Source organism: Acrocarpospora sp. B8E8, from assembly GCF_039871605.1.
GTDB classification, from domain to species: domain Bacteria; phylum Actinomycetota; class Actinomycetes; order Streptosporangiales; family Streptosporangiaceae; genus Acrocarpospora; species Acrocarpospora macrocephala.
Genome location: NZ_JBDPLV010000001.1, coordinates 439,157 through 461,094 on the forward strand (window position 1 = coordinate 439,157; position 21,938 = coordinate 461,094).

The 21,938-nt window shown below is 67.3% G+C and carries 21 protein-coding genes and 2 tRNA genes; 18 read left to right on the top strand and 5 right to left on the bottom strand.

From position 1 onward, the window contains the following. Positions 1–12 precede the first annotated feature (12 nt). The 4 genes from ABGB08_RS02095 (at position 13) to ABGB08_RS02110 (ending at position 5,236) form a co-directional block, all read left to right on the top strand. A complete protein-coding gene (locus ABGB08_RS02095) occupies positions 13–2,763 on the top strand; it encodes an AAA family ATPase (protein ID WP_347585541.1) in 2,751 nt (916 codons plus the stop codon). 62 nt (positions 2,764–2,825) lie between these two features. Beyond that, a complete protein-coding gene (locus tag ABGB08_RS02100; RefSeq protein ID WP_347585543.1) occupies positions 2,826–3,581 on the top strand; it encodes an alpha/beta hydrolase in 756 nt (251 codons plus the stop codon). 40 nt (positions 3,582–3,621) lie between these two features. After that, on the top strand, positions 3,622–4,422 hold the full coding sequence (locus tag ABGB08_RS02105) for an alpha/beta hydrolase (RefSeq protein WP_347585546.1): 801 nt from the start codon (positions 3,622–3,624) through the stop codon (positions 4,420–4,422). Positions 4,423–4,450: 28 nt separating this feature from the next. Further along, on the top strand, positions 4,451–5,236 hold the full coding sequence (locus ABGB08_RS02110; protein WP_347585548.1) for an SDR family NAD(P)-dependent oxidoreductase: 786 nt from the start codon (positions 4,451–4,453) through the stop codon (positions 5,234–5,236). A 36-nt stretch (positions 5,237–5,272) separates the two neighbouring features. Here the strand turns inward: ABGB08_RS02110 and ABGB08_RS02115 are convergent, their stop codons facing one another. Further along, on the bottom strand, positions 5,273–5,704 hold the full coding sequence (locus ABGB08_RS02115; protein ID WP_347585550.1) for a hypothetical protein: 432 nt from the start codon (positions 5,702–5,704) through the stop codon (positions 5,273–5,275). Between the two features lie 73 nt (positions 5,705–5,777). On the opposite strand from ABGB08_RS02115, the gene ABGB08_RS02120 reads away from it, so the two are divergent. Then, on the top strand, positions 5,778–6,221 hold the full coding sequence (locus ABGB08_RS02120; protein WP_347585552.1) for a MarR family transcriptional regulator: 444 nt from the start codon (positions 5,778–5,780) through the stop codon (positions 6,219–6,221). A 26-nt stretch (positions 6,222–6,247) separates the two neighbouring features. On the opposite strand, the gene ABGB08_RS02125 is transcribed toward ABGB08_RS02120, so the two are convergent. The 3 genes from ABGB08_RS02125 to ABGB08_RS02135 are packed head-to-tail and all read right to left on the bottom strand — an operon-like array spanning position 6,248 to position 7,837. After that, complete coding sequence (locus ABGB08_RS02125; protein ID WP_347585555.1) at positions 6,248–7,030, bottom strand: alpha/beta hydrolase; 783 nt, start codon at positions 7,028–7,030, stop codon at positions 6,248–6,250. A gap of 13 nt (positions 7,031–7,043) precedes the next feature. After that, positions 7,044–7,487 (bottom strand): SRPBCC domain-containing protein, encoded by a 444-nt coding sequence (locus ABGB08_RS02130; RefSeq protein WP_347585558.1) that lies wholly within the window; start codon positions 7,485–7,487, stop codon positions 7,044–7,046. Continuing rightward, positions 7,484–7,837 (bottom strand): metalloregulator ArsR/SmtB family transcription factor, encoded by a 354-nt coding sequence (locus ABGB08_RS02135; RefSeq protein WP_347585825.1) that lies wholly within the window; start codon positions 7,835–7,837, stop codon positions 7,484–7,486. Before ABGB08_RS02135 ends, ABGB08_RS02130 begins: the two co-directional genes overlap by 4 nt. A gap of 322 nt (positions 7,838–8,159) precedes the next feature. On the opposite strand from ABGB08_RS02135, the gene ABGB08_RS02140 reads away from it, so the two are divergent. From ABGB08_RS02140 to ABGB08_RS02150, 3 genes are all read left to right on the top strand, one after another. Further along, on the top strand, positions 8,160–9,434 hold the full coding sequence (locus ABGB08_RS02140; RefSeq protein ID WP_347585560.1) for an RNA-guided endonuclease TnpB family protein: 1,275 nt from the start codon (positions 8,160–8,162) through the stop codon (positions 9,432–9,434). A 92-nt stretch (positions 9,435–9,526) separates the two neighbouring features. Next, entirely contained in the window at positions 9,527–11,095 is a 1,569-nt protein-coding gene (locus tag ABGB08_RS02145; protein ID WP_347585562.1) for a BTAD domain-containing putative transcriptional regulator, read from the top strand. Then, positions 11,026–12,789 carry a hypothetical protein gene (locus ABGB08_RS02150; RefSeq protein WP_347585565.1) on the top strand — a complete coding sequence of 588 codons (1,764 nt, stop codon included), beginning with the start codon at positions 11,026–11,028 and terminating at the stop codon, positions 12,787–12,789. The genes ABGB08_RS02145 and ABGB08_RS02150 overlap by 70 nt, the downstream gene beginning before the upstream one ends. A gap of 254 nt (positions 12,790–13,043) precedes the next feature. Here ABGB08_RS02150 and ABGB08_RS02155 read toward each other — a convergent pair whose 3' ends face one another. Then, complete coding sequence (locus ABGB08_RS02155; RefSeq protein ID WP_347585567.1) at positions 13,044–13,685, bottom strand: hemerythrin domain-containing protein; 642 nt, start codon at positions 13,683–13,685, stop codon at positions 13,044–13,046. A gap of 128 nt (positions 13,686–13,813) precedes the next feature. Between ABGB08_RS02155 and ABGB08_RS02160 the strand changes: the two genes are divergently transcribed. The 10 genes from ABGB08_RS02160 (at position 13,814) to ABGB08_RS02205 (ending at position 21,931) form a co-directional block, all read left to right on the top strand. Then, positions 13,814–14,008 (top strand): transposase, encoded by a 195-nt coding sequence (locus ABGB08_RS02160; protein ID WP_347585570.1) that lies wholly within the window; start codon positions 13,814–13,816, stop codon positions 14,006–14,008. Positions 14,009–14,065: 57 nt separating this feature from the next. Beyond that, a complete protein-coding gene (locus ABGB08_RS02165; protein ID WP_347585572.1) occupies positions 14,066–14,554 on the top strand; it encodes a hypothetical protein in 489 nt (162 codons plus the stop codon). A gap of 111 nt (positions 14,555–14,665) precedes the next feature. After that, a tRNA-Thr gene (locus ABGB08_RS02170) sits at positions 14,666–14,738 on the top strand. Between the two features lie 765 nt (positions 14,739–15,503). Continuing rightward, positions 15,504–15,577, top strand: a tRNA-Met gene (locus tag ABGB08_RS02175). A 77-nt stretch (positions 15,578–15,654) separates the two neighbouring features. Beyond that, entirely contained in the window at positions 15,655–15,819 is a 165-nt protein-coding gene (rpmG, locus tag ABGB08_RS02180) for a 50S ribosomal protein L33 (protein WP_030921771.1), read from the top strand. Between the two features lie 1,024 nt (positions 15,820–16,843). Next, positions 16,844–17,293: a MaoC family dehydratase N-terminal domain-containing protein gene (locus ABGB08_RS02185; RefSeq protein WP_155362072.1), complete on the top strand. Its 450-nt coding sequence runs from the start codon at positions 16,844–16,846 to the stop codon at positions 17,291–17,293. Between the two features lie 2 nt (positions 17,294–17,295). Next, positions 17,296–17,724 carry a MaoC family dehydratase gene (locus tag ABGB08_RS02190; protein ID WP_155362071.1) on the top strand — a complete coding sequence of 143 codons (429 nt, stop codon included), beginning with the start codon at positions 17,296–17,298 and terminating at the stop codon, positions 17,722–17,724. A 191-nt stretch (positions 17,725–17,915) separates the two neighbouring features. Further along, entirely contained in the window at positions 17,916–19,691 is a 1,776-nt protein-coding gene (locus tag ABGB08_RS02195; protein ID WP_347585581.1) for a hypothetical protein, read from the top strand. A 435-nt stretch (positions 19,692–20,126) separates the two neighbouring features. After that, complete coding sequence (locus ABGB08_RS02200; protein ID WP_347585584.1) at positions 20,127–21,167, top strand: UDP-N-acetylmuramate dehydrogenase; 1,041 nt, start codon at positions 20,127–20,129, stop codon at positions 21,165–21,167. Between the two features lie 197 nt (positions 21,168–21,364). After that, positions 21,365–21,931, top strand: coding sequence for a TMEM165/GDT1 family protein (locus ABGB08_RS02205; protein WP_347585587.1), 567 nt, complete (start codon positions 21,365–21,367; stop codon positions 21,929–21,931). Positions 21,932–21,938 lie beyond the last annotated feature (7 nt).

Consider the following 21,938-nt stretch of genomic DNA (forward strand, 5'->3'; position numbering starts at 1 on the left):
CATGGATTTCATATGTCAGCAGGCCAGCCGGTGACGGCGCTCTTCGGGCGGGGACCCGAGCAACGGCGTCTCGGCGATTTCGTGGAAAGCGTCCGCAATGGCGGCGGGGCGATGCTGGTGCGGGGCGAGGCGGGGATCGGAAAGTCGGCCCTCCTGCGGGATACGGCGGGGATCGCGGCGGCTCGGGGGATGCGGATCCTTCGGACCGCCGGTGTGGAATCAGAGACCCACATGCCTTTCGCTGGTTTGCATCAGCTGCTGCTTCCGGTTCGCGCCGAGATCGGGGAACTGCCCGCCCCACAGCGTGACGCGTTGGGGGCGGCGTTCGGATTGACCGATGCGCGCGTACCGGACCGATTCCTCATTGCCCTGGCGGCGCTCAATCTCCTGGGCGAGGCCGCTGCCCGCTCGCCCGTCCTGCTCCTTGTCGAGGACGCCCACTGGCTGGATCGCGCTAGCGCCGACGTACTCGCGTTCGTCGCGCGACGGCTGGACTTCGAACCGATTGTGCTGCTGGCCGCGATACGCGACGGTTTCCACAGCCCTCTTGATGAGGCCGGGCTGCAGGAGTTGTTCCTCGATCGGCTCGATGACACCGCTGCCACCGCATTACTGGACGCGTACAGCCCTGCACTGGCCCCGGCGGTGCGTACACGGTTGTTGTCAGAGGCGGCGGGGAACCCCCTGGCTCTCGTCGAACTGCCGATCGCCGCGGACAAGCAGAGCGGGAGAGGAGCCCTGCCGCCGGGCTGGCTTCCGCTGACCACCCGCCTGGAACAGACCTTCACCGCCCGCATGTCGGGGTTGCCGTCGATCACCCGGACCATGCTGCTGGTGGCCGCGCTCAACGATGGCGCGGCCCTTTCGGAAACCCTGGATGCCACCGCGGTGATCACCGGCGGGCCGGTCACGTTGGCGGATCTGGCGCCCGCGGCCAGCGCGCGGCTGGTTGATGTGCATGAAGCCGGACTGCGGTTCCGGCACCCGCTCATGCGCTCGGCGATCTACCAGGGGGCGAGCATCTCCCAGCGGCACGTGGGGCACAGCGCATTGGCGCAGGTCCTCGCGGGCCAGCCGGACCGTCGCGTCTGGCACCGCGCGACGTCCACCCCCAGGCCGGATGAGGTCATCGCTTCCGAGTTGGAGGCCGCGGCCGAACGCGCCCGGCGCCGGGGCGACCGGTTGTCCGGTCTGGCGGCGCTGGAGCACGCCGCCAGGCTCAGTGAGGTTCCCGCTCATCGATGTGAACGGCTGGTTCGGGCCGCTGAGCACGCCGCCGAGCTGGGACGGCGCGACATCGCCGTACGGCTGCTGGGCGAAGCCGAGCCGATGAAGCCGTCGGCGCAGCAGCGGGCCCGGATGGTGTGGACGAGGGAGAGTTTCGAGGACGGCATCCGCGACGGCAGTGCGGCAGCGCGCTCCCTGGCCGACCTCGCCGAGACCATGGCGGCGGAAGGGAACACCGACCTCGCGCTGAAGCTGTTGTCGAGTGCGTCGCTGCGGTGCTTCTGGGCGCATACCGACGACCAGTCGCGGCAACGCGTGGTCACGGTGGCCGAGAGCCTGCCCATCGACGACCTGGACGGGCGGCTCCTGACGATCTTGGCGTTCGCGGCTCCGATCGAGCGCGGAAAGGTCGTGATCGACCGTTTGCGCTACCTGGCCGCGCACCCGACCGGTGGCTGGCAGGCAGCCCGCCTGCTCGGCAGTTCGGCGTTGATGGTGGGAGCCTTGGACCTGTCGGAGGAGTTCCGCGCCGTGTCGGTGCCGGCCCTGCGGGCGCAGGGCCGGCTCAGCGGCCTGGCACGAGACCTCGGTGCTCAGGCATGGAGCGCGGTACGGCTTGCCGACCTGAGCGTGGCCATCCCCGCGGCCGAGGAGGCCGTCCGGCTGGCACAGGAGACCTCCCAGCCGCTGATGCACGCCCTCGCTCAGGCCTCGGGAGCGATGCTCGCCGCACTGCGGGGCGAGCAGGATCGCGTGGAGAGCCTCGCGGCGAGTGCCGAGCAGATGGCCCTGCCCATCGGCGCCGTCCCGGTGCTGGCCACGGTGCAGCTCGCGCGCGGGCTCGCCGCGCTGGGGCAAGGACGCTACGCCGACGCCTACGATCACCTGCGACGGATGCACGACCCCGCCGATCCGGCCTTCCACCTGGCCTTGCGCTGCTTTTCCGTGGCAGAGCTCGCAGACGCCGCGGTGCACAGCGGTCAGGGCCGGGCGATCGACGGCATCGTGGCGGAGCTGGAGACAGTGGCGCTCACGACGCCGTCGCCCGCCCTGCACGCCGACCTGCGCTATGCCCGGGCGGTTCTGGCTGACGACGCTATGGCAGAGCCGTACTTCGAAGCCGCGCTCGGGGCGGACCTGAGGCGGTGGCCCTTCGTACGGGCCCGGGTGCAGTTGGCTTACGGCGAATGGCTTCGGCGTCGGCGGCGTACGGCCGAGTCACGAGCGCCTCTGCGCGCGGCCCGCGAGACGTTCGACGCCCTCGGGGTCATCCCCTGGGGCGATCGAGCGCGCAAGGAGTTGCGTGCCTCCGGCGAGAGCAGCCGCAGCCGCAGCAGCGAAGCACGAGACGTGCTCACCGCGCAGGAACTGCAGATCGCCCAGATGGCGGCCGACGGCCTGACGAACCGGGAAATCGGCGAGATCCTCTACCTGTCGCATCGCACCGTCAGCTCCCACCTCTACAGGATCTTCCCCAAGCTGGAGGTCACCTCGCGATCGGCGTTGAGTACAGCGCTGCGCGCATCAGCCGGATGACGCTCGGTGACGCAGTCATGTGACGCTCGCGAGGCCCATGCGAGGCTTCCTACATTGGCGGCATGACCACGCGGGAATTCAAGAACGGCAGCACGCCGACCGTCTTGCTGGTGCACGGCGCATTCACGGACGCCTCGAGCTGGGCGGGCGTGATCGCCGAGCTGCAGGCAGCCGGGATCCCGGTGATCGCGGTGGCCAACCCGCTCCGTGGGCTGGCCACCGACGCCCCCTACCTCGCCGGCGTCGCCGCCGCGATCGACGGTCCGGTCCTGCTGGCGGGGCACTCCTACGGTGGTGTGGTCATCACCCAGGCCGGAGCTCAGGCGGGCAACGTGGTCGGATTGATCTACGTGACCGCGTTCGCCCTGGAGGAGGGGGAGAGCGTGCTGGATCTCGCCGGCCGCTTCCCCGACAGCCTGCTGGGCCAGGCGTTGCGCCCGGCCGCCTTCCGTACCGGCGACGGCCAGGAGGCCATGGAGTTGTACCTCAGAACCGACAGGTTCGCCTCGGTGTTCGCCGCCGACCTGCCCGAACGCCTCACCTCGGTGGTGGCCGCGGCCCAGCGTCCCATCGCCGCCGTGGCGTTCGAGGAGAGCTCTCCTGGCGCGAGCTGGAAGACCCTGCCGTCCTGGTACGTCGTCGCGACCGCCGACCAGGCCATCCATCCCGCCGCCCAGCGTTTCATGGCCGAGCGCGCCGGCGCCGACACCATCGAGGTCGACGGGTCGCACGCGATCACGCTGTCGCAACCGGCAGCCGTCGCCGGCCACATCCGTACCGCCGCGGCCCAGGCGGTCAAGAACGTCACCCGCTCATGAGCACCCACGTGCCGTCCACAGACGGCTAGAGGAGCAACCGATGACCGCAACGACCACTCCCGTCATCTTCATCCACGGCCTATGGCTGCACGCCACCTCCTGGTCTTCCTGGGCCGAGCTGTTCACGACCGCCGGCTACGCACCGGCCGCTCCGGGCTGGCCGGGCGACGGCGAGACCGTCAAAATCTCCCGCAATGAACCCGGCAGCATCGCCAACCATGGGATCGACGACGTCGTCGCGCACTACACGAAGATCATCAATGCCCTGGACGTCAAGCCGATCTTGATCGGCCACTCCTTCGGGGGCATGATCGCTCAGAAGCTGCTCGGGCAGGATCTGGCCGCGGCCGCGATCGCGATCGACGCCGCCCAGATCAAGGGCGTGCTGCCGCTGCCGTTGTCGGCGCTGCGCGCGACCCTGCCGGTGTTCAAGAACCCGGCCAACAAGCGCCGGGCCGTCTCCCTCACCCTCGAGCAGTTCACCTATGCGTTCGGCAACGCCATCCCGGCTCAGGAAGCCGCTGAATTGTACGACCGCTGGACCATCCCGGCACCCGGCAAGCCGTTGTTCGAGGCCGCCGTCGCCAACTTCTCCCCCCGTTCGCCCGCGAAGGTCAACACCGGCAACAGCACCCGGGGGCCGCTGCTGCTGATCGCCGGCGGCAAGGACCACACCGTCCCCGTGACCGTCACCAAGGTGACGCTCAAGCAGTACCGGAACTCCACCGCGATCACCGAACTGCACACATTCCCCGACCGTGGCCACTCGCTGACCATCGACCACGGCTGGCGTGAAGTCGCCGACGCCTGCCTGACCTGGCTCACCAGGAACGACCTATAGACCCGCAATCGTCAGGAAAGGGGATCTCATGGACTTGGGCCTGAACGGCAAGATCGCGGTGGTGACCGGTGCCAGCAAGGGAATCGGACTGGCCGTCACCCGGGCGTTGGCAGCGGAGGGAGTACACGTCGTCGCCGGGTCACGCGGGAGCACGCCTGAACTGACGGAATTGCGCGGAACCGGAAAAGTGCAGGCGATCGAGGTCGATCTGGCCACCGCGGCCGGCCCGGCTCACCTCGTCGCCGCCGCGCTGGAACACGGGCGCATCGACATCCTGGTCAACAACGTCGGCGCGGTCTCGCCGCGCCTGACCGGGTTCCTGGACATCACCGATGAACAGTGGTTCCAGTCCCTGACGCTCAACCTCATGGCGGCGGTACGCACGACCCGCGCCGCGCTGCCGACCATGCTCGCAGCCGGTCGCGGCAACATCGTGACCACCAGTTCGGTCAACGCCTTCCTGCCCGACCCGGGGGTGATCGACTACAGCGCCGCCAAAGCGGCCCTGACGAACTTCTCCAAAGCCCTGTCGAAGGAGGTCGGGGCCCACGGCATCCGGGTCAACACCATCAGCCCCGGCCCGGTCACCACCGACCTGTGGCTCGGCGAGGAAGGCGTCGCCGCGACGGTTGCCCGAGCCGGCGGCGGTGATCCTGAAGCCGTGGCCAAGCAGGCTGCCGCCCAAGCCGAGACCGGCAGGTTCACTCACCCGCAGGAGATCGCCGACCTGGTGCTGCTCCTGTCCAGCGGCCGAGCCGGGAACGTCACCGGCGCCGACTTCGTCATCGACGGCGGCCTCATCAAAACCCTCTGAGCCCTTGCCGTCAGGCCTGACCCCGTCTTGTACGGCCTAGCTGGCGGCGAGTTCCTCCGACACCTGCTTGGTGATCGCCTGCAGGGTGCGCATGGTCGTGTTGATGTCGTCGGCGTTGAACTGGCTTAGGAGCTGGGTCGTTGAGCCGGTGACGTACTCGCGGAGGCTGCGATACAGGGTTTCGCCCTCGGTGGTCAGGTCGAGTTCGGTGTCGCCGTGAATCAGGCCCTCGGTTTCGAGGCGAGCGAGCAGTTCGCGTGTGGAGTCGGCGTTCAGGGTTCGTGAGCCTTCGAGGTCCTGGCTCAGTGTTTGGCGGGCAATTCTCGGTCCGCGTGTGGCGATCAGCTGCAGCGCGTACCAGGTTTCGGGGGTGGTTTGGCGTTTGGCGAGGTGGAGGCGGAGTGCGGTCGTCAGTGTGCGTTCGGCGAAGGCCAGGGTCTGGCCGAAGGAGACCTGTGGTGTGGTCATCTTGGGTTCCGTCCCATTAGGATCGACAGGTTCCTGACCACTTTACGCAAGTAGACAGGTGCCTGTCTATCCTATGGAAGCGAACTTTCCCGACCGGCCGCTGATCGGGCTCCTGTTGCGGCTGCTGTACCAGCACTACGCTCAGGACATCGATGCTGCGCTGGATGAAGCGGGGTTCGGTGACCTGCGCCCCGCGCACGCAAACGTGTTTCCGTTCCTGTCGGCGGAGGGCATCAGCGTTTCGGAGCTTGCCGGGCTCGCCCGGGTGCGCAAGCAGACGATGGCCGAGGCGGTTGAGCAGCTCGAGCGCATGGGCTACGTCGAGCGCCGTCCGAACCCGCGCGATCGCCGATCCCGGCTGGTGTTTCCCACCGAGCGCGGCGCGTCCGTCAAACCGGTCACGCACGGGACGGCCGCGCGTGTCGAAGAGCGCTGGGCGCAGCTGACCAGCCCGGAGGAGTTGGAGGCGTTGCGCGTTTCGCTACTGCGCTTGCTGACGGAACTCAAAGGCCAATAGCGTGAGCACCGACCTGATGACGGAGGTCAGGTGCCGAAGAACTCGGTCAGGGTGGGTGCGAGTGCTTCGGGGGACACGTCGTGTGTCTGGCCGTCGAGTGTGCGGTGGGTCGCTGTGGGCAGGGCGTCCGCGGTGGCCTTCGCCGCCTGTTGAAGCGCCTGTGGGCTGGCCCCGCCTGCGAGGATCAGCGCCGGAACACCGATCGTCGAAGCCAGGTCACGCGGCACCCGGCCACCGGCGAGTAGTTGGTCGTCGTAGGCGAGCGTGGGGGCGATCGCCTCCAGCAGGGCCCAGCCGGGCTGTGCCCGGATACCGTCGACAACCGGCGCGGGCATCCCGACGTGCCTCATGAACAGGGCGACGGCGTCACCTTTTTGCCCGGCGTCGAGCAGTTCGTTCAGCCGTTCGGTGTACTCCTTGGTGCGAGTGTCGTCTCCGGCTTCGGCTATGAACGGCGGCTCGTAGAGTGCCAGTTTGGTGATCCGCGAATCTACCGCCGCGGTGGCCAAGGTGAGAGCCGCGCCGGAGGAGATGGCGTAGACGTATGCCTGGCCACCGGCCGCCGCGATGAGGGCTTGGAGGTCCTCGACCTCGCGGGCGGTCGCGTACGGCCTGGTGTCCGAGCTGTCACCCCGGCCGCGACGGTCGTAGGTGTAGACGGTGAAACTGTCCCGCAGGAGCGCGGCGAGTGGCCGCATCGGCCCTGCGGCGCGGTAGCACATGGCTCCGTCGACGAGGATGAGGGCAGGTCCGGCGCCGGTGTGCTCGTAGGCGATCGTGGTGCCGTCGGCTGAGATGACTGTGGGCATTTCGTGGATCCTTCTACTCGTTCAGATCGGCCAGGTAGACCTCGAACCGGTCGAGGCTGGTGATGAATCCGGCCTGGGCCTCGGCGCTGAGGTACGCCGCTGGAACGTTGGTCTGGTGGGTGACCACCTCGGTCCGCCCGTCATGCAGATCGACAAAGGTGATCGTGGTACGCATGCCGCCCTCGACGTCGGCCTCGATCCACACCAGCCGCTCGGGACGCCGTACCTCGACGTAGACGGCTCGCATGGTGTAGGTGCTGCCGTCGGCGTCGTTGACCATCGTGGTTTCGAAGACGCCGCCGGGCCGCAGGTCGATGGTGATGTTGCCGATCGGCGTCGTCGTCCCGGTCGGGCCCCAGAAATGGGTGAGGTGTTCGGGCGTCGTCATGCAGTCGAACAGCAACTCGGGCGAGGCCCGGTGCACGCGCCGGAAGGTCAGTTCGCCGGTTTCGGTCATCGTGGCGTTTCCCCGTCCTGGGTTTGCTTGGCTCGCAGGGCGGTCAGGTGCGCGTCGAGCCGGTCATGCCGGTCGGCCCAGATCTGCCGGTGGCGCGCGATCCAGCCGGCGGCCACGTCTAGGTGCTCGGTATCCAGGATGCAGGGGCGTGACTGCGCGGTCCGGGTCCGTGAGATCAGGCGGGCGCGCTCCAGCACCTTTAGATGCTTGGAGACCGCCTGCTGCGTCATGGCAAACGGCTCAGCGAGCTCGTTCACCGTCGCCTCGCCGTGAGCCAACCGCTCTAGGATCGCGCGCCTGGTGGGGTCGGCCAGCGCCGAGAAAACCAGACTCAACTCGTCTTCAACAATTGCCACGCCCTTACCATATCCACAACCAATAGGTTGGGCAACCAAAGGGTTGTGGATCTCGCAAGCCTGACTGCCGCGGGCGCTTCGGGTCCAACCCAGCCTGAAGCCCACCAGGCCATCCATGAAGACATTCCGTGATATCGCACCGTTATGTGGTCGCAGCGACCGGATGAACGTGCGCGCGGAGGTTGGCAGGGGTGCGGTGTCTGCTGCGTGTCTGCTGCGCTGGTATTCGGCTTCCGCTGTCATCGACCACGCGCTAGTGTGTTCGAGTCGTGACAGTGAGTGGCTGGCGTACGGCTGGTGTGGAGAGGAGGCCCGGGTGAGGCTGCGCTACAACTACCGGCTCTACCCCGACGCCTCCCAGCGTCAGGCGCTGGCCAGGTTGTTCGGTTGTGTCCGGGTGGTGTGGAATGACGCGCTGGCGATGCGTAAGGCCGCGCGCAAAGCCGGGCATCCCTGGATCGGCGGCGGGGACCTGCAGAAGATCTGTATCACCGCGGCCAAACGAACCCCGGAGCGGGAGTGGCTGGGCGAGGTGTCCCCGGTCCCGCTCCAGCAGTCGCTGCGCGACCTGGACCAGGCCTACCAGAATTTCTTCGACTCGGTCACCGGGAAACGTAAGGGCCAGCGGATGGGGCTGCCGGTGTTCAAGTCTCGCCGGGACCGGCGCCAGTCGGCCCGGTTCACCCGCACCGCCTTCCGCCTGCCCGGTGACGGGACGCTGTACCTAGCCAAGATCGGGAAGGTCGAGGTGCGCTGGTCGCGTGAGTTGCCGACGGTGCCGTCGTCGGTCACGGTCATTCAGGATGCGGCGGGCCGTTACTTCGCCTCGTTCGTGATCGAGGTCGAGGACGCCGGGCAGGTGCTGCCCGACGCGGAGGCCGAGATCGGCATCGATCTGGGGTTGACCCATTACGCGGTCTTGTCGGACGGCACGAAGATCGCCAATCCGCGGTGGCTGCGCCGCCGGGCCAGACGGCTGGCCCGGCTACAGCGGGCGCTGTCGCGCAAACAGAAGGGATCAAAGAATCGGGAGAGGGCGCGGATCGCGGTGGCCCGTCAGCACGCCAAGGTGGCCGACGCGCGCCGGGATTTCCTGCACCAGACCAGTACGGCGATCATCCGTGAGAACCAAACGGTCGTGATCGAGGATCTGGCGGTGCGGGGTCTGGTGCGCGGCCGGTTGGCCAAATCGGTCAGCGATGCGTCCTGGGGCGGGTTCCGTACGCTGCTGGGTGGGAAGGCGGCCCGCTATGGGCGCAGGCTCATCACGGTGGGCCGCTGGTTCCCTTCCTCGCAGTTGTGCCCGTGCTGCGGCTGGCGGAACGGAAAGGTTCCATTGGAGGTGCGGGAGTGGGATTGCCCGTCCTGCGGGGAGCGCCACGACCGCGACCTCGCCGCCGCCTTGAACATCCTGGCCGAGGGCATCCGCCTGCGTGAGCAGGCGGCGGAGGCGTCCTCGGCCGGGGAAAGGCAGGACATGGTGGCCGCCGGGCTGGCGGACACCCGAAACGACTGTGGAGGGCGGGTAAGACCAGGCGAGGCAATTCCGACCCTGGCACCGCCCGCGACCTACGACGCTCACGCGGCGTAGTAGAAGCAGTAAGAACTCCACGGCGACGTGGGGAGTCCCGGCGCCGGGACGGATGTCAATACCGATACTGACCCGCTTATGCTGCTCCCACGATGGTGCGTATACGTGTTTTGGGGCAGTTGGCGGCCGAGGTGGCGGGGCATCCCGTCGACCTGGGGACGTCGCTTCAGCGTGCTGTTGTGGCACGGCTGGTCTCCGCTGCCGGACATATCGTCTCAACCGATCGATTCATCGACGATCTCTGGCAGGGCCAGGCGCCTCCGAAGGCGCTCGGCGCCCTGCAGGTCTACGTGTCCAACCTGCGCCGGGTCCTCGAACCCGGACGATTGCCGCGCACACCGGCGACGGTCCTGGTCAGCGCGCCCCCGGGATACCGGCTCCAGCTGGACCCCGACGCGGTCGACGCCTGGCGGTTCCCGCGCCTGATCGACGAGGCCGTACGGGTGCTCAACGTGGGCGAACCGGCGACCGCGATCAAACGCATCGACGAGGCGCTCAGCCTGTGGACCGGGTCGCCTTACGCGGAATTCGCCGGCGAGGAGTGGGCGGTCGCGGAGGCCGCCCAGCTGGAAGAGCTGAAACTGGTCGCCGTCGAGTACCGCGCGGAGGCGGGGCTGGCGCTGGGCGGGCACGCGGCAGCCGTACCGGATTTGGAGCGGCATGTCGCCGCGCATCCGTTGCGGGAGAACGCGGTGCGGTTGCTGGCGCTTTCGTACTATCGCGCCGGGCGGCAAGGGGAGGCGCTCGCGGTCATCCGGCGGACCCGGGAGACGCTGGCCGACGAGCTGGGCGTGGATCCGGGGCCCGCGTTGCGTACCCTCGAAGGCGACATTCTCGCGCAGACCGAAACACTTCAGCTCACCCCTCCGCCCGTACGGCCAAAGCGTGCCGCGGCTCCCGCCGCCCCCGGAATCGTCGGGCGTACGGCCGAGCTCGCCCGCCTGACGACGGCGGCGAACCTGGCCAGGGGCGGTTTCCGGGTCGCCTGGCTGGGCGGGGACGCGGGCGCGGGCAAGAGCACGCTGGCCGAGGCGCTGGCGCGGCAGCTGGCGACGGCGGGCTGGGCGACGGCGGTCGGGCGCTGCCCGGAGACGCTGGGAGGCGTGCCGCCCGCGTGGGCGTGGAGCGAGGTATTGCGGCAGTTGTCCGGGGTTCGTCCTCTGACTCCGGAACTCGCCTCCCGGCTGGCGCCGCTGCTTACCGACGATGCGCCGCAAGTCGGGCAGTTCTGGCTGGCCAGGGCGGTGGGGGATTTCCTCGACGAGGTGCCGGGGCCGCTGCTGATCGTGCTGGAGGACGTGCATCGGGCCGACGACGAGACCCTGCACCTGCTGCGCCACCTCGCGGTTCGGCTGGCCGAAACCCCGGTGCTGGTGCTGCTCACGCATCGGCCGACGGAGACCAATGACGATCTCATGGCGACGCGGGCGGCGCTGGCCGTACAGGCGGCGGAGAATCTGACGCTGAACGGGCTGGGCGTGGCGGATGTGGCCACGCTTGTCCGGGAACGTTCCGGGGGGTCGAGGTGGGGACGGCGACGATCGTCACGATCGCGGAGCGTACCGGGGGGAATCCGCTCTTTGTTAGCGAGATGGCGCGGCTGCTGGGGGCGGAAGGGGTTTCCGCGGCTTATCGGCTGCCGCCTGGGGTGCGGGATGTGATCAGGCGACGGCTGGCGCGGTTGCCGGCGACGGCGCAGACGACGCTGCGGAACGCGGCCGTGCTGGGGCGGGACGCCGACGCGGATGTGCTGATCGCGCTGCCGGAGGCGGACGAGGAGACTGTGCTCGACGGACTGGAAGCGGGGGTTTTGTCCGGATTGCTCACCGAGCCCGCGCCGGGAAAGGTGAGGTTCGCGCATGTGCTGGTGCGCGAAACCCTTTATGAGGACATTCCCCGGTTGAGGCGCACCCGGCTGCACGAGAAAGTGCTCACCACCCTCGAATCGGTACGGCCAGGCGATGTGGGCGCTCTCGGTCATCATGCCCTCGCGGCAGCGACCCCGGCGACCGCGATTCGGGCAGCCGGATATGGATTGCGAGCCGCGGCGAGGGCTTCCGGTCTGTACGCGCACCGCGAAGCGGTCACCCTGTTGAAGGGCGCGCTGGAGGCCCTCGACCAGGCCGCGGAGCCCGACGACGCGCTCACTTTGGGCGTGATGTGCAGGTTGGTGTCGGCGCAGGCGCTGGCCGGGGACATCTCGGCGGCGGTGCGGGTGCGCGCCGAGGCGGTGGCTCTGGCCCGGCGGATGGGCGATCCGCAGGGACTCGCGCGGGCGGCGTGCCTCGACGCTCCCCTGATCTGGACGATTCGGGCGAGCGCCACCATGGAAACGGAGATGGTCGCCGCCATCCGGGAGTCGATTCCGTCGGCGGACCCGCCGCTCCGAGCCCGGCTGCTTGTCGCGCTATGTCACCAGCTGGAAGGAATTGACCACCCGGCTATCGAAGCCGCGAGCGCCGAGGCGATGCGAATCGCCCGCGACCTTGATGATCCTGTCCTGCTCTGTATGGCACTCAATGGACTGTATTGGGTGCTTGTCGTTCCGCTGCGCCGTACCGAGCTGGCATCCGCGGGGCGCCAACTGCTGGAGGTGTCGGAGGCGCGTGGCCTGCCCGGCTACCAAGCGCTCGGGCACTATTGCATGGTCATGGTGTCGCTGGGGAACTGCGACCGGGCGCAGGCGCGCTGGCACGCCGAACAAGCCACCAAATACAGCACGAGCGGGCAACTCGGCCACATGCTGGCGATCGTTGCCATCCTCGATGCGCTCGATCTGGTCATCGCGGGCGAGTTCGACGCGGCCGAGGCGGCATACGGGACGCTCACCGACCGAATCGCCGAGACCGGCGGAATCAACGCAGCCGTTTTCGGAGCCGTGGCCCGGTTCGCGGTACGGCATCTGGCGGGGCGTGGCGGGGAATCGCTGCAGGAAGTCATCGATGTTCTCCACATTTATGGCGACGAGCTCCACGAGGTGTACATTCGCGCCCTGATCGCGGCGGGGCACGTGGACGAGGCCCGCGCCGCCTGGCGGCCCGACTACCCCACCAAGCCCGAGGTTTACTGGGCGTGCTTCACCGTCCTGCGCGCCGAAACGGCCATGATTCTCGGCAATCGCGAGGTCGCCGCGTGGTGCTATCGCGAACTCGGACAGCTGTCCGGGGAGATCGCGGGCCTGCACAGCGGCTCGGTCACCCTGGGCCCGATCGACCAGACCCTCGGCGAACTGGCCGAATATCTCAACGACCCAGCCGCCGCCCGGGCGCACTACACCTCGGCCGTCGAAACCGCCAATCGGGTCGGTTCCACCCACTTCGCCCAGCAGGCCCGCGAGGCACTGCATCGTTTGTGATCTTTCTCACTCGGGCAAGCCCAGCCCATCCCCGCCATTCCGGGAGGGATCGCACGAGTCTCGGGGGCAGGGATGAGCTGTTCGGGCTGGGGCGGGTTGCTCCCGCTACTGCATGGGCTCGGTCGTCGGGCCGGATCCGTACCCATGGATGGTCAGGGAGTTCCAGCGGATCATCGGCGACGAGACCCGCGCGCCCGAGCACCGGTCGCTGCCGACGAGTTTACCGAACGCTGGCAGAGCTCGGCGGAGCAGGATCAACTGATTGAGCCGAAGATGAGTTGTTGGCGGCGGCGGTGGCCGGGGCGGATCATCGCGATCATCAGGGTGATGATGGGGCCCGCTTTGGACCGGATATGAGCCAGTTCGGCTGGGGTCGCGTAGTGGGAGACCCAGGCGAGGTCGAACTTGATGCTGCCGCCTTTACGGATGGCCGTTTCGGCGCGTTCCCAGTCGGCGACGGTGACGTATTTCGCGATGACGGGGAAGATGCGCCGTTCCTCCTCTTCGATGTGTTCGTCGAGGAGTTCGGAGAGTTTGCGGATAGCGGCGGCCAAAGGGGCGATGTCGTCGCGGTTCGCGGCGAAAGCGCGCCCGGCGGATTCCATCTCGGCGAGCAGCGGATCGAGAGCCGAGTGGTCGTCGGACAGGTCGGTGAGGTCGACGGCGGTGCCGGCCGAGCGCTCGAGCAGCGGCCAGACGATCTCGTCCTCGCGGGTGTGATGCTGATGGATGGTGTGGCGGATCTGGCCGACGAAGTGCGCGATGGCGGTGGCGCGGGCAGGGGAGACGTCGGTGCGGCCTGCGCCGATCGCCTCGGTGAGGGCGACAAGACGGTGCAAGTCGCCACGCATCGCGCGGTGAATAATCCGGATTCCGGTGAGATCTGGGGTCGTCATGGACCTACGGTGCGCCTGGCCGCTTAAGGTCGACCTAGTGTCGACTTGGTGAAACGCGAGTGGCGTGTGTCATTGCCCGAAAATGACGGTGCTGGACGCTAGTTTGTCGAGCTATGGACAGTCGATGGGTGGGACCGGACGGATACGACATCGTGCCCGCGTTTCTCGACGGCCGCCAGGTGCTGCGTGTCCGGCGGAACGGCGAAGTGGTCGCCGACTGCTTCTCGGTCGAGGCTGTCGCCCGACATGTCGACCTTGCCGACCTATGCGAGGTCATTCCGCTGCCCTGCCGCACCGCCGACCGCTGGGCCGCCGTTCCGTAGCAGCCACTGTTGCGTTGATTCCGAGAATCCGCAGGCCAACCCATCTAACGTCGAAGTATGCGCCTGCTCATCGCCCTCGCCGCCGCCTCCCTAGCCGCCGTCTCCTGCGGCGCTTCCACCCCATCAGGTACGCCTTCGGCAAGCGACACCCCATCGTCCAGTACGGCGACCGCCACCCCTCCTGAACCGATTTCCGCCACCCCGGTGGAGACGCCTCCGACCACGGTCTACGTCTTCAACTCCTTCGGCGACGAGCAAGGCAGGCCCGATCAGCGGCCGGCCGATCTCGTGGTCTCGGAGTTCAGCTCGCTGAGCAAGTTGACGTGGCAGAACTGGGGGCCGGAGACCGCTGTCGGCTCCGGAAAGCTGAGCGGCAGCTGGTGCCTGCCGGAGTGCCTGGACAAACCGTATGACGCGACCGTGACGCTGAGCTCGATCAAGATGGCTCAGGGGCAGGCGTATTTCTCGAAATATGACATCCAAGTGGACCTGCCGGTGGCCCAGCAAGAGGGCGCCGATCTCAACGGAACCCTAGCCACTCCGTGACGCCGGGCGGGGTGCTGGTCGGGCGTGTCGGAGGACGGATTTGATTTCGCATCCGTCGCGGCGGACGTGTATGGTTGCACCTGTCCGCGGCGCGCGAGCGACCCGGATACCGCCCCTATAGCTCAGTCGGCAGAGCGTCTCCATGGTAAGGAGAAGGTCAACGGTTCGATTCCGTTTGGGGGCTCCCATCTAGCTGCACAGACAGGTCGCTTCTGGTCTCCAGAGGCGGCCTTTTGGCTCTTCCCCATTCCCTTTGTCCCGGAGAGGGCAACCGAGGGCTGCGTGGGTGAGCGACTTCAGTACGGGTTCTCGTCGGTGTGGTGCTGCGGGGATGGCGGGGCCGGGCAGAGCCTAGAGGAAACCAAAGGGCTGGGTAGGTGAGCGATTACGGCATGGGTTCTCGCCGGTGTGGGTACTGCGGGGATGGCGGGGCCGGGCAGAGCCTAGAGGAAACCAAAGGGCTGGGTAGGTGAGCGATTACGGCATGGGTTCTCGCCGGTGTGGGTACCGCGGGGATGGAAGGGCCGGGCGGAGCCGAGGGGCCGGGCGGAGCCAGGGGGAAACCAAAGGTCTGGGTGGGTGGGAGAACTACCAGGAGTAACCCTGAGGACTCGTTCGGGCGACTCGGGGAATGGCGGGGCGGGGCGGAGCCCGGGGGAAGTCTAAGGGCTGGGTGGGTGGGACAACCACGGCGCTGCGATGCAGGTGGCTCGGCCGTGTGACCTGCTTGGGGGGTGAGCGCGTGTCTCGGTTGGGGTTGCGGTGGGTTAGAATGTCGGTTGGCAAAGGGGCGGCGTCTGTTCAGGCGCAGGGTTTCGTGCCGAAAGTGATGTGGGGGCTCCGGTGAAAGTCGTGGGCTTCTTAGCCCGATCCTGGCGATGCGCGCATGTGCGTGACGGTCGTGCAGGTCGGGTATCCTTGCGTGGCCGGTGAGTTTCGTCGGCCTCCAGGCGGAGTAGCTCAGTCAGGCAGAGCAAACGGCTCATAATCGTTGTGTCGCCGGTTCAAGTCCGGCCTCCGCTACTACCCTGCCGGGTCCCCCTCCATAGGAGCCCGGTCCGGGTTTGTCCAGAGTCCCAAACGTAGAAAGGCACTCCCACGTGGCTGCCACAGACGTTAGGCCGAAGATCACGTTGGCCTGCCAGGAGTGCAAGCACCGCAACTACATCACGCGGAAGAACCGGCGTAACGACCCGGATCGGCTTGAGCTGAAGAAGTACTGCCCGAACTGCAAGACGCACCAGGCCCACCGCGAGACCCGCTAACCCTTTCCCTCGTCCTCGCCCTGCGACTTGATCGGCATAGGCGAGGTTGAGGCGGCCGTCGCCGCCGCGTGACCGGTGGCGACGCCCTGGGGTGGGCACCACGGGTGACGGCGGCAGGGAGCATGGTGATCCGGCCGGTTTCCGAGGTCGGGTCTCCTGCCCAGGTCGCCGGGGGTTCAGCCTCGCTCACCTGTATGGGCACAATAACCGGCGCCTCATTCACGGGTACGCCGGTTTGCGAGACGTAACGCTTTCATGCGTCACGCTCAGGTGATGGGGAGCACGTGCCGAGGCATTTAGCGGCATGGGCTGGAATAGCTTTCGCGCTGGCGGCTGACGAGCCGCTGGTAGCGGACGCGCGGCTGGAGAGCTGATCGCCTGCCATCCGCTGGGCGGGGTGAAGGTCCTGGTCGGGTCGGCGCTGAGATTCTCCATTACGACATGACTGAGAACCCCCGGCCCTTCCGGTGACACCACGATCCATGTGAGTTCCGTGGGGCCTGTCGTCCCAGGTCATAGCATCCTGGGCGAGCGATCCACGATCACGAAGAGATAGCCTGCCCACAGCAGGGCGGTGAACAGCAGGTTGGCCGCGAGCAGCCGGGTCGGGAACCTCGTCGCAGGCCTTTGGCCCCGAAGCCTTCCGGATCAAGCGCATCCGGCCGGGACAAGGTCGGGAACCTCGTCGCGGGCCTCCGGCCAGGTGAACGAACAGGTCCTGCATGGCGGTGTCGTTCCCCGAATGCGTGTCAGAGCCATTTCCCGGTGGTCGGTCTCACGCTGCTTGCTTTCCTTTGTTGTCGGGTTAAAGCAGGTCATTAGTGCGTTTGGCGAACCGGCGTACCCGTGAATGGGGCGCCAGTTTGTTGTGTCCGTACAGGGAGTTCGGGGTGGGCTTGGCGGGGCTCGACAGCGATGGTTGAGGGGTGGGCTGGTTACGGTGGGGAATGGCCGCGCAGACAACGGAACCTTGTTCTGTTAGTGTCGGCTTCGTTGTCTCTTGCCGCCGAAGGAGTACCGTCCGATGGCTTTGAATCGCGATTTCCTCGGGCGGGCGTACGCCTCGTCCGTTCCCTACGAGGTCAGCCGCGTGAAGATCAAGGAGTTCGCGACCGCCATCGGCGACTCGAACCCGATCTACCGGGACCGGGAGGCCGCGATCGCCGCCGGGCATCCGGATGTGGTGGCTCCGCCGACGTTTCCCATTGTCTTCACCCTGTCCGGGGCCGGGGAGGCGCTCTCCGATCCGGAGTTCGGGCTGAACTACGCGATGGTGGTGCATGGGGAACAGCGATTCTCCTACCAGCGTCCGATCTACGCGGGTGACCAGCTGCTCTGCACGTCGACGATCTCGGAGATTCGCAGCGTGGGGCGTAATGAGTTCCTGACGGTCAAGAGCGACATCACGACCGTGGCTGGGGAGCAGGTCTGCACGACGTACAACGTTATTGTCGAGCGTGGAGGGGCGGCGTAACCATGGCTGCGACGATCAAGTACGACGAGGTCGAGGCCGGACAGGAGATCCCGGCGGTGGAGTACACGGTGCGCCGGGTGAACCTCGTCATGTACGCCGGAGCGTCCGGCGACTTCAACCCGATCCACTGGAACGAGCGTTTCGCCAAGTCTGTCGGGTTGCCCGATGTGATCGCACACGGGATGTTCACCATGGCCGAAGGCGGTCGATTCGTCACCGATTGGGCCGGGGATCCGGCCGCGGTGGTCGACTATGGCGTGCGATTCTCGTCGATGGTGGTCGTGCCGGACGACGAGAACGGCGCCACACTCGTGGTCAGCGGGGTAATTGAGGAGAAGCTAGAGGACAAGCGGGTCCTCGTCACGCTGACCGCCAAATCGGGCGACTCACGGGTCCTCTCCAAGGCCCGCGCCGTGGTGCAGCTCTCCTGACCAGATGGCGCGGGTTCTCCTGATCGATGATCCGCGCGGTTCCCCGTTCACATGGTGCAGATCTCCTGCCCATGTGGTCCGGCTTCCCCATGATCAGGCGATTGCCGGCGTCGGTGAGCGGCGCTGTGATTCCTCCAAGGGCGGGTGGCTGGTCGCGGTAGTTTCGGATGTGGGTGGGTAGCGTCACTTAAGTGACGGAACCTTCACGTGATGTCGTTGAACTCGCCGAGCGGAGGGCGCGGGCGCGGGCGGAGCGTGACTTTGTGTCTGCCGATCATTTGCGGGATGAGATTGCGGCTGCGGGCTGGATCGTGCACGACACGCCCGGCGGCGGCTTCGATCTCACCGCCAAACCACCGTTCGAAGTCTGGCCGACGGTGGAGTCGATTCCGGTCGCCGCCGTCATTGTGGATATTTCGCGACTTGACCAGGGTGGGCTGAGGGCCAAGGGAACCCTCACCGGGGCAGGTGACAAGGCGCGTCACTGGGCGAAAGCTCGGGACAAAGCAGCCTCGGCCGAACGAGCAGGCGACCGCCCGGAGCGATCACACAAGGCCGCCGGGCCCGCGCTCACGCCATCCCAGGCCGAGAACGCCCGCGCCGCCAACGAGACAATCACCGCCGCAGAAGACCCAACAGCGCCCGGCGGCATGATCGAGACCGCGCTGACAGCGGCCGGCACACCATCCATGGTCGCCTCCCAGCTCCTGTGGGACGGCAGCAGCGCAACCTCCAGAATCGACCAGGTCATCGCCGACCACGAAAGATCCGTCGAAGCACAGAGGGCCGCCGCCGCACAGGAGGGTGCCCCACAGGAAAGCGCGGACCGTGGCAAAGCCCCACAACCCAGCCAAGTTCAACCAACCGAGCCTCAACCCGGCCAGCCAAGCGAGGGTCAGCCCAGCCAGGGTCAGCCCAGCCAGGGCCAGCCCAGGCAAGGCCAGCCCAGGCAGGGCCAGCCCAGGCAGGGCCAGTCCGGTGAGGCGCCAACTGATCGAGGTTGGCCTAGCCAAGGTCGGTCAGGTGAGGTGGGGTCCGGCCAGGGTCTGTCTGGCGACGTGCAATCTGACCATGATCTGTCTGGCCGGCCGCAGTCCGGTCAAGGTCCGTCCGATCAAGGTCGGTCAGGTGAGGTGCGGTCCGGCCAGGGGCAGTCCGGCCAACCGCAGCCTGGGCAGGGGGGATCTGGCCAACTTCAGTCCGGTCAAGGTCGGTCTGCCGGTGACCTTGGTGAGGTTACTGGCGCGGGTGTGGATGAATCGGGCGTGCCGCCGATTGTTTCGGTGGGGATTCTGGTGGATGGGTGGCCTGAAGATCTTCAGACCTGTGTGGAGTCGGTGATTGCTCATACCTCGGCGCAGATTGTGGCGCTGGATTTGGGTGACGTGGATGGTGCCGGTGCGATGCTGCACGAGCTTGCTGCGCGTTACCCGGATCGCATCAAAGAGTGGCATGTCGCGGAAAAGCCGCACTGGCGGGAGGGCTCGGCTGGTTGGGGTGCCGCGCGGACCAAGTTGCTGCATCTGGACACCGCGGACATTCACGTCGTGCTGGAGACGTCCACGGTCTTCGAAGGGGACGCGATCACGCCTCTGGTGCAGGAGCTGGACGCTGATGGTGTCGAAGCCGCGGGCTGGCGTGGAGTGAATCCCGCCAATGAAGGACATAAGTGGGAGGACGCCGGCCCGGGCCAGGTCAAAGCCCTGCTCGGCCATCTGTTCGCCGTCCGCCGGGTGACCGCGCTCGGCGTGGGCGGATTCCCGGAACGAGCGCGTTTCTACCGCAACGCCGACCTGGAGTTCTCCCTCAGCCTGCCTGGCACGCTCGTGGTCCCCGAGAAGGATCTCCCAGTCCGGGAGGAACGCCACCGCGGCTACCACGACGTCGATCCGGACTATCGCGACAAGGAATCCCGCCGCACCTACGACCGAGTGCTCAAACGTCTGCGCGAGACCACGAACGGCTAGCAGGGTCATGCTGACGTTTGCCGTCGAAAGTGCAGCGTCTGCGGGAGGGTGTGGACGGTTGGCTGGGTGTGTTGGCGTTTGCCGTGGGACTTCCCACCCGCCCACCCTTTTGTTTCCCCCGGACTCCGCCCGGCCCCGCAGTCGCGGTGGTTCCGTCGCCCACACTTCGAGGTTCTGTTGTCCCTCCGGGTTCCGCCTGGCCCGCGATCGTGCTGGTGATTGCGGGAGGATGTGGACGGTTGGCGGGTTGTGTCGGCGTTGCGGTCGGGGTGCGGCGTTTGCCGTGGGACTCCCCACCCGCCCAACCCTTTGTTCCTCCGTGCTCCGCCCGGCCCCGCAGTCGCGGTGGTCGGCGTTGTGGGTAGAAGTGCAGCGGCTGCGGGAGACCATGGGCGGCTAGGCTGGGCGGCGACTTTGGGGCGATCGAGGACGGGTATGGCTGATCGTTTGGTAGGGGTGCGGCTTGCGCCGTACACGACGTTGCGGCTGGGTGGGGTTGCGCGGACGTTCGTGTTGGCGGGGTCGCAGGCTGAGCTGGTTGAGATTGTGGCGGGGGCTGATCGGGCGGGGGAGCAGGTCCTGGTGCTGGGGGGCGGGAGCAATCTCGTGCTCGGTGATGATGGGTTTCCGGGGCTGGTGGTGAAGGTCGCGTCGGCGGGGGTGGAGTTCGGCGGGGCGGGGCGGGTGACCGTGCAGGCGGGGGAGGATTGGGACGGGCTGGTCGCGCGGTGTGTGGCCGAAGGGCTGTCCGGGGTTGAGTGCCTGTCGGGTATTCCGGGGCTTGTCGGGTCGACGCCGATCCAGAACGTGGGGGCGTACGGGCAGGAGGTCGCGCAGACGGTCTCGTCGGTGCGGGTGTATGACCGGCTTGCCAGGGAGACGCGGGATTTGCCGGCGGCGGCGTGTGGGTTCGCTTATCGGGACAGTGCGTTCAAGGGGGATCAGGGGCGGCATCTCGTTCTGGCGGTTACCTACGATCTTGTCGAATCTGGGTTGTCGGGGCCGGTGGCGTACAAGGAACTGGCTTTGGCGTTGGGGGTCGAGTTGGGGGCTCGGGTGCCGCTGGCGGAGGCGCGGGCGGCGGTGCTGGGGTTGCGGCGGGGGAAGGGCATGGTGCTGGATGCGGATGATCCGGACACGATCAGTGCGGGGTCGTTCTTCACCAATCCCATTTTGAGTGCGGCCGAGGCGGCGGAGCTTGAGTTGCGGGCGCCGGAGTTTCCGCGGTGGGACATGCCGGGGGAGCGGGTCAAGGTTCCGGCAGCGTGGTTGATCGAGAACGCGGGGTTCCCGAAGGGGTACGAGCGCGGGTCGGTACGGATCTCCACCAAGCACACGCTCGCGCTTACCAATCCGACGGGGGCGGCGAGCGCGGAGGAGCTGCTGGCGCTGGCTCGGGAGGTCCGGGACGGGGTGCGGGAGAAGTTCGGGGTCACATTAGTGAACGAACCGGTCATGGTAGGTGTGCGCCTGTGATGGGCTAGAGTGAAAAAAACCCGAAGGGGAGTAGTCCAGAATCCGGCGATCGACATACTGACGCGCTACGCGTCCGGTCCCGGAGCCCTCGTGGCGGACGAGACCTTCGGTCCGACAGCGATACCAAGCTGCCGGACCGAAGTCATGCCCCCAGTGGAACGCGGTCCGGTTGCTGTGAACGGGAAGGCCACCCCCGCGTGGAAGCGTTCTGGATCTCCCTCATTGTGATTTTCGTGGCCGAACTCGGCGACAAAAGCCAGCTCATGGCGTTGACCTTCGCGAGCCGCTTTCGGCCGTTGCCGGTTCTCGCGGGCATCACCCTGGCCACCGCGATCGTCCACCTGCTCAGCGTCGCCCTCGGCGGCTTCCTCGGCGACACGCTTCCGACCACGGCCATCTCCATCGCCGCCGGCATCGCTTTCCTCGGCTTCGCCCTCTGGACCCTCCGCGGCGACGAACTAACCGCCGACGAAGCCCGCAAAGCTCAACAGGCCACCAAATCCGTCCTTATCGCGGTAACAGTCGCCTTCTTCCTCAGCGAACTGGGCGACAAGACCATGCTCGCCACCATCACCCTCGCCACCCAGCACGGCTGGCTCGCCACCTGGATCGGCTCCACGGTCGGCATGGTCGCCGCCGACGCCCTGGCCATCGTGGTCGGCCGTCTCCTCGGCACCCACCTGCCCGAAAAATTCATCAAATACGGCGCATCCGCCGCCTTCGCCGCCTTCGGCGTCATCCTCATCGCCGAAGCCATCCTCTGATCAGGGC

Bases quoted from the DNA above. Each gene is read 5' to 3' on its own strand.
- ABGB08_RS02095 (WP_347585541.1), top strand. From the start codon at position 13: ATGTCAGCAGGCCAGCCGGTGACGGCGCTCTTCGGGCGGGGACCCGAG.
- ABGB08_RS02100 (WP_347585543.1), top strand. From the start codon at position 2,826: ATGACCACGCGGGAATTCAAGAACGGCAGCACGCCGACCGTCTTGCTG.
- ABGB08_RS02105 (WP_347585546.1), top strand. From the start codon at position 3,622: ATGACCGCAACGACCACTCCCGTCATCTTCATCCACGGCCTATGGCTG.
- ABGB08_RS02110 (WP_347585548.1), top strand. From the start codon at position 4,451: ATGGACTTGGGCCTGAACGGCAAGATCGCGGTGGTGACCGGTGCCAGC.
- ABGB08_RS02115 (WP_347585550.1), bottom strand. From the start codon at position 5,704: ATGACCACACCACAGGTCTCCTTCGGCCAGACCCTGGCCTTCGCCGAA.
- ABGB08_RS02120 (WP_347585552.1), top strand. From the start codon at position 5,778: ATGGAAGCGAACTTTCCCGACCGGCCGCTGATCGGGCTCCTGTTGCGG.
- ABGB08_RS02125 (WP_347585555.1), bottom strand. From the start codon at position 7,030: ATGCCCACAGTCATCTCAGCCGACGGCACCACGATCGCCTACGAGCAC.
- ABGB08_RS02130 (WP_347585558.1), bottom strand. From the start codon at position 7,487: ATGACCGAAACCGGCGAACTGACCTTCCGGCGCGTGCACCGGGCCTCG.
- ABGB08_RS02145 (WP_347585562.1), top strand. From the start codon at position 9,527: ATGGTGCGTATACGTGTTTTGGGGCAGTTGGCGGCCGAGGTGGCGGGG.
- ABGB08_RS02150 (WP_347585565.1), top strand. From the start codon at position 11,026: ATGGCGCGGCTGCTGGGGGCGGAAGGGGTTTCCGCGGCTTATCGGCTG.
- ABGB08_RS02155 (WP_347585567.1), bottom strand. From the start codon at position 13,685: ATGACGACCCCAGATCTCACCGGAATCCGGATTATTCACCGCGCGATG.
- ABGB08_RS02165 (WP_347585572.1), top strand. From the start codon at position 14,066: ATGCGCCTGCTCATCGCCCTCGCCGCCGCCTCCCTAGCCGCCGTCTCC.
- ABGB08_RS02185 (WP_155362072.1), top strand. From the start codon at position 16,844: ATGGCTTTGAATCGCGATTTCCTCGGGCGGGCGTACGCCTCGTCCGTT.
- ABGB08_RS02190 (WP_155362071.1), top strand. From the start codon at position 17,296: ATGGCTGCGACGATCAAGTACGACGAGGTCGAGGCCGGACAGGAGATC.
- ABGB08_RS02200 (WP_347585584.1), top strand. From the start codon at position 20,127: ATGGCTGATCGTTTGGTAGGGGTGCGGCTTGCGCCGTACACGACGTTG.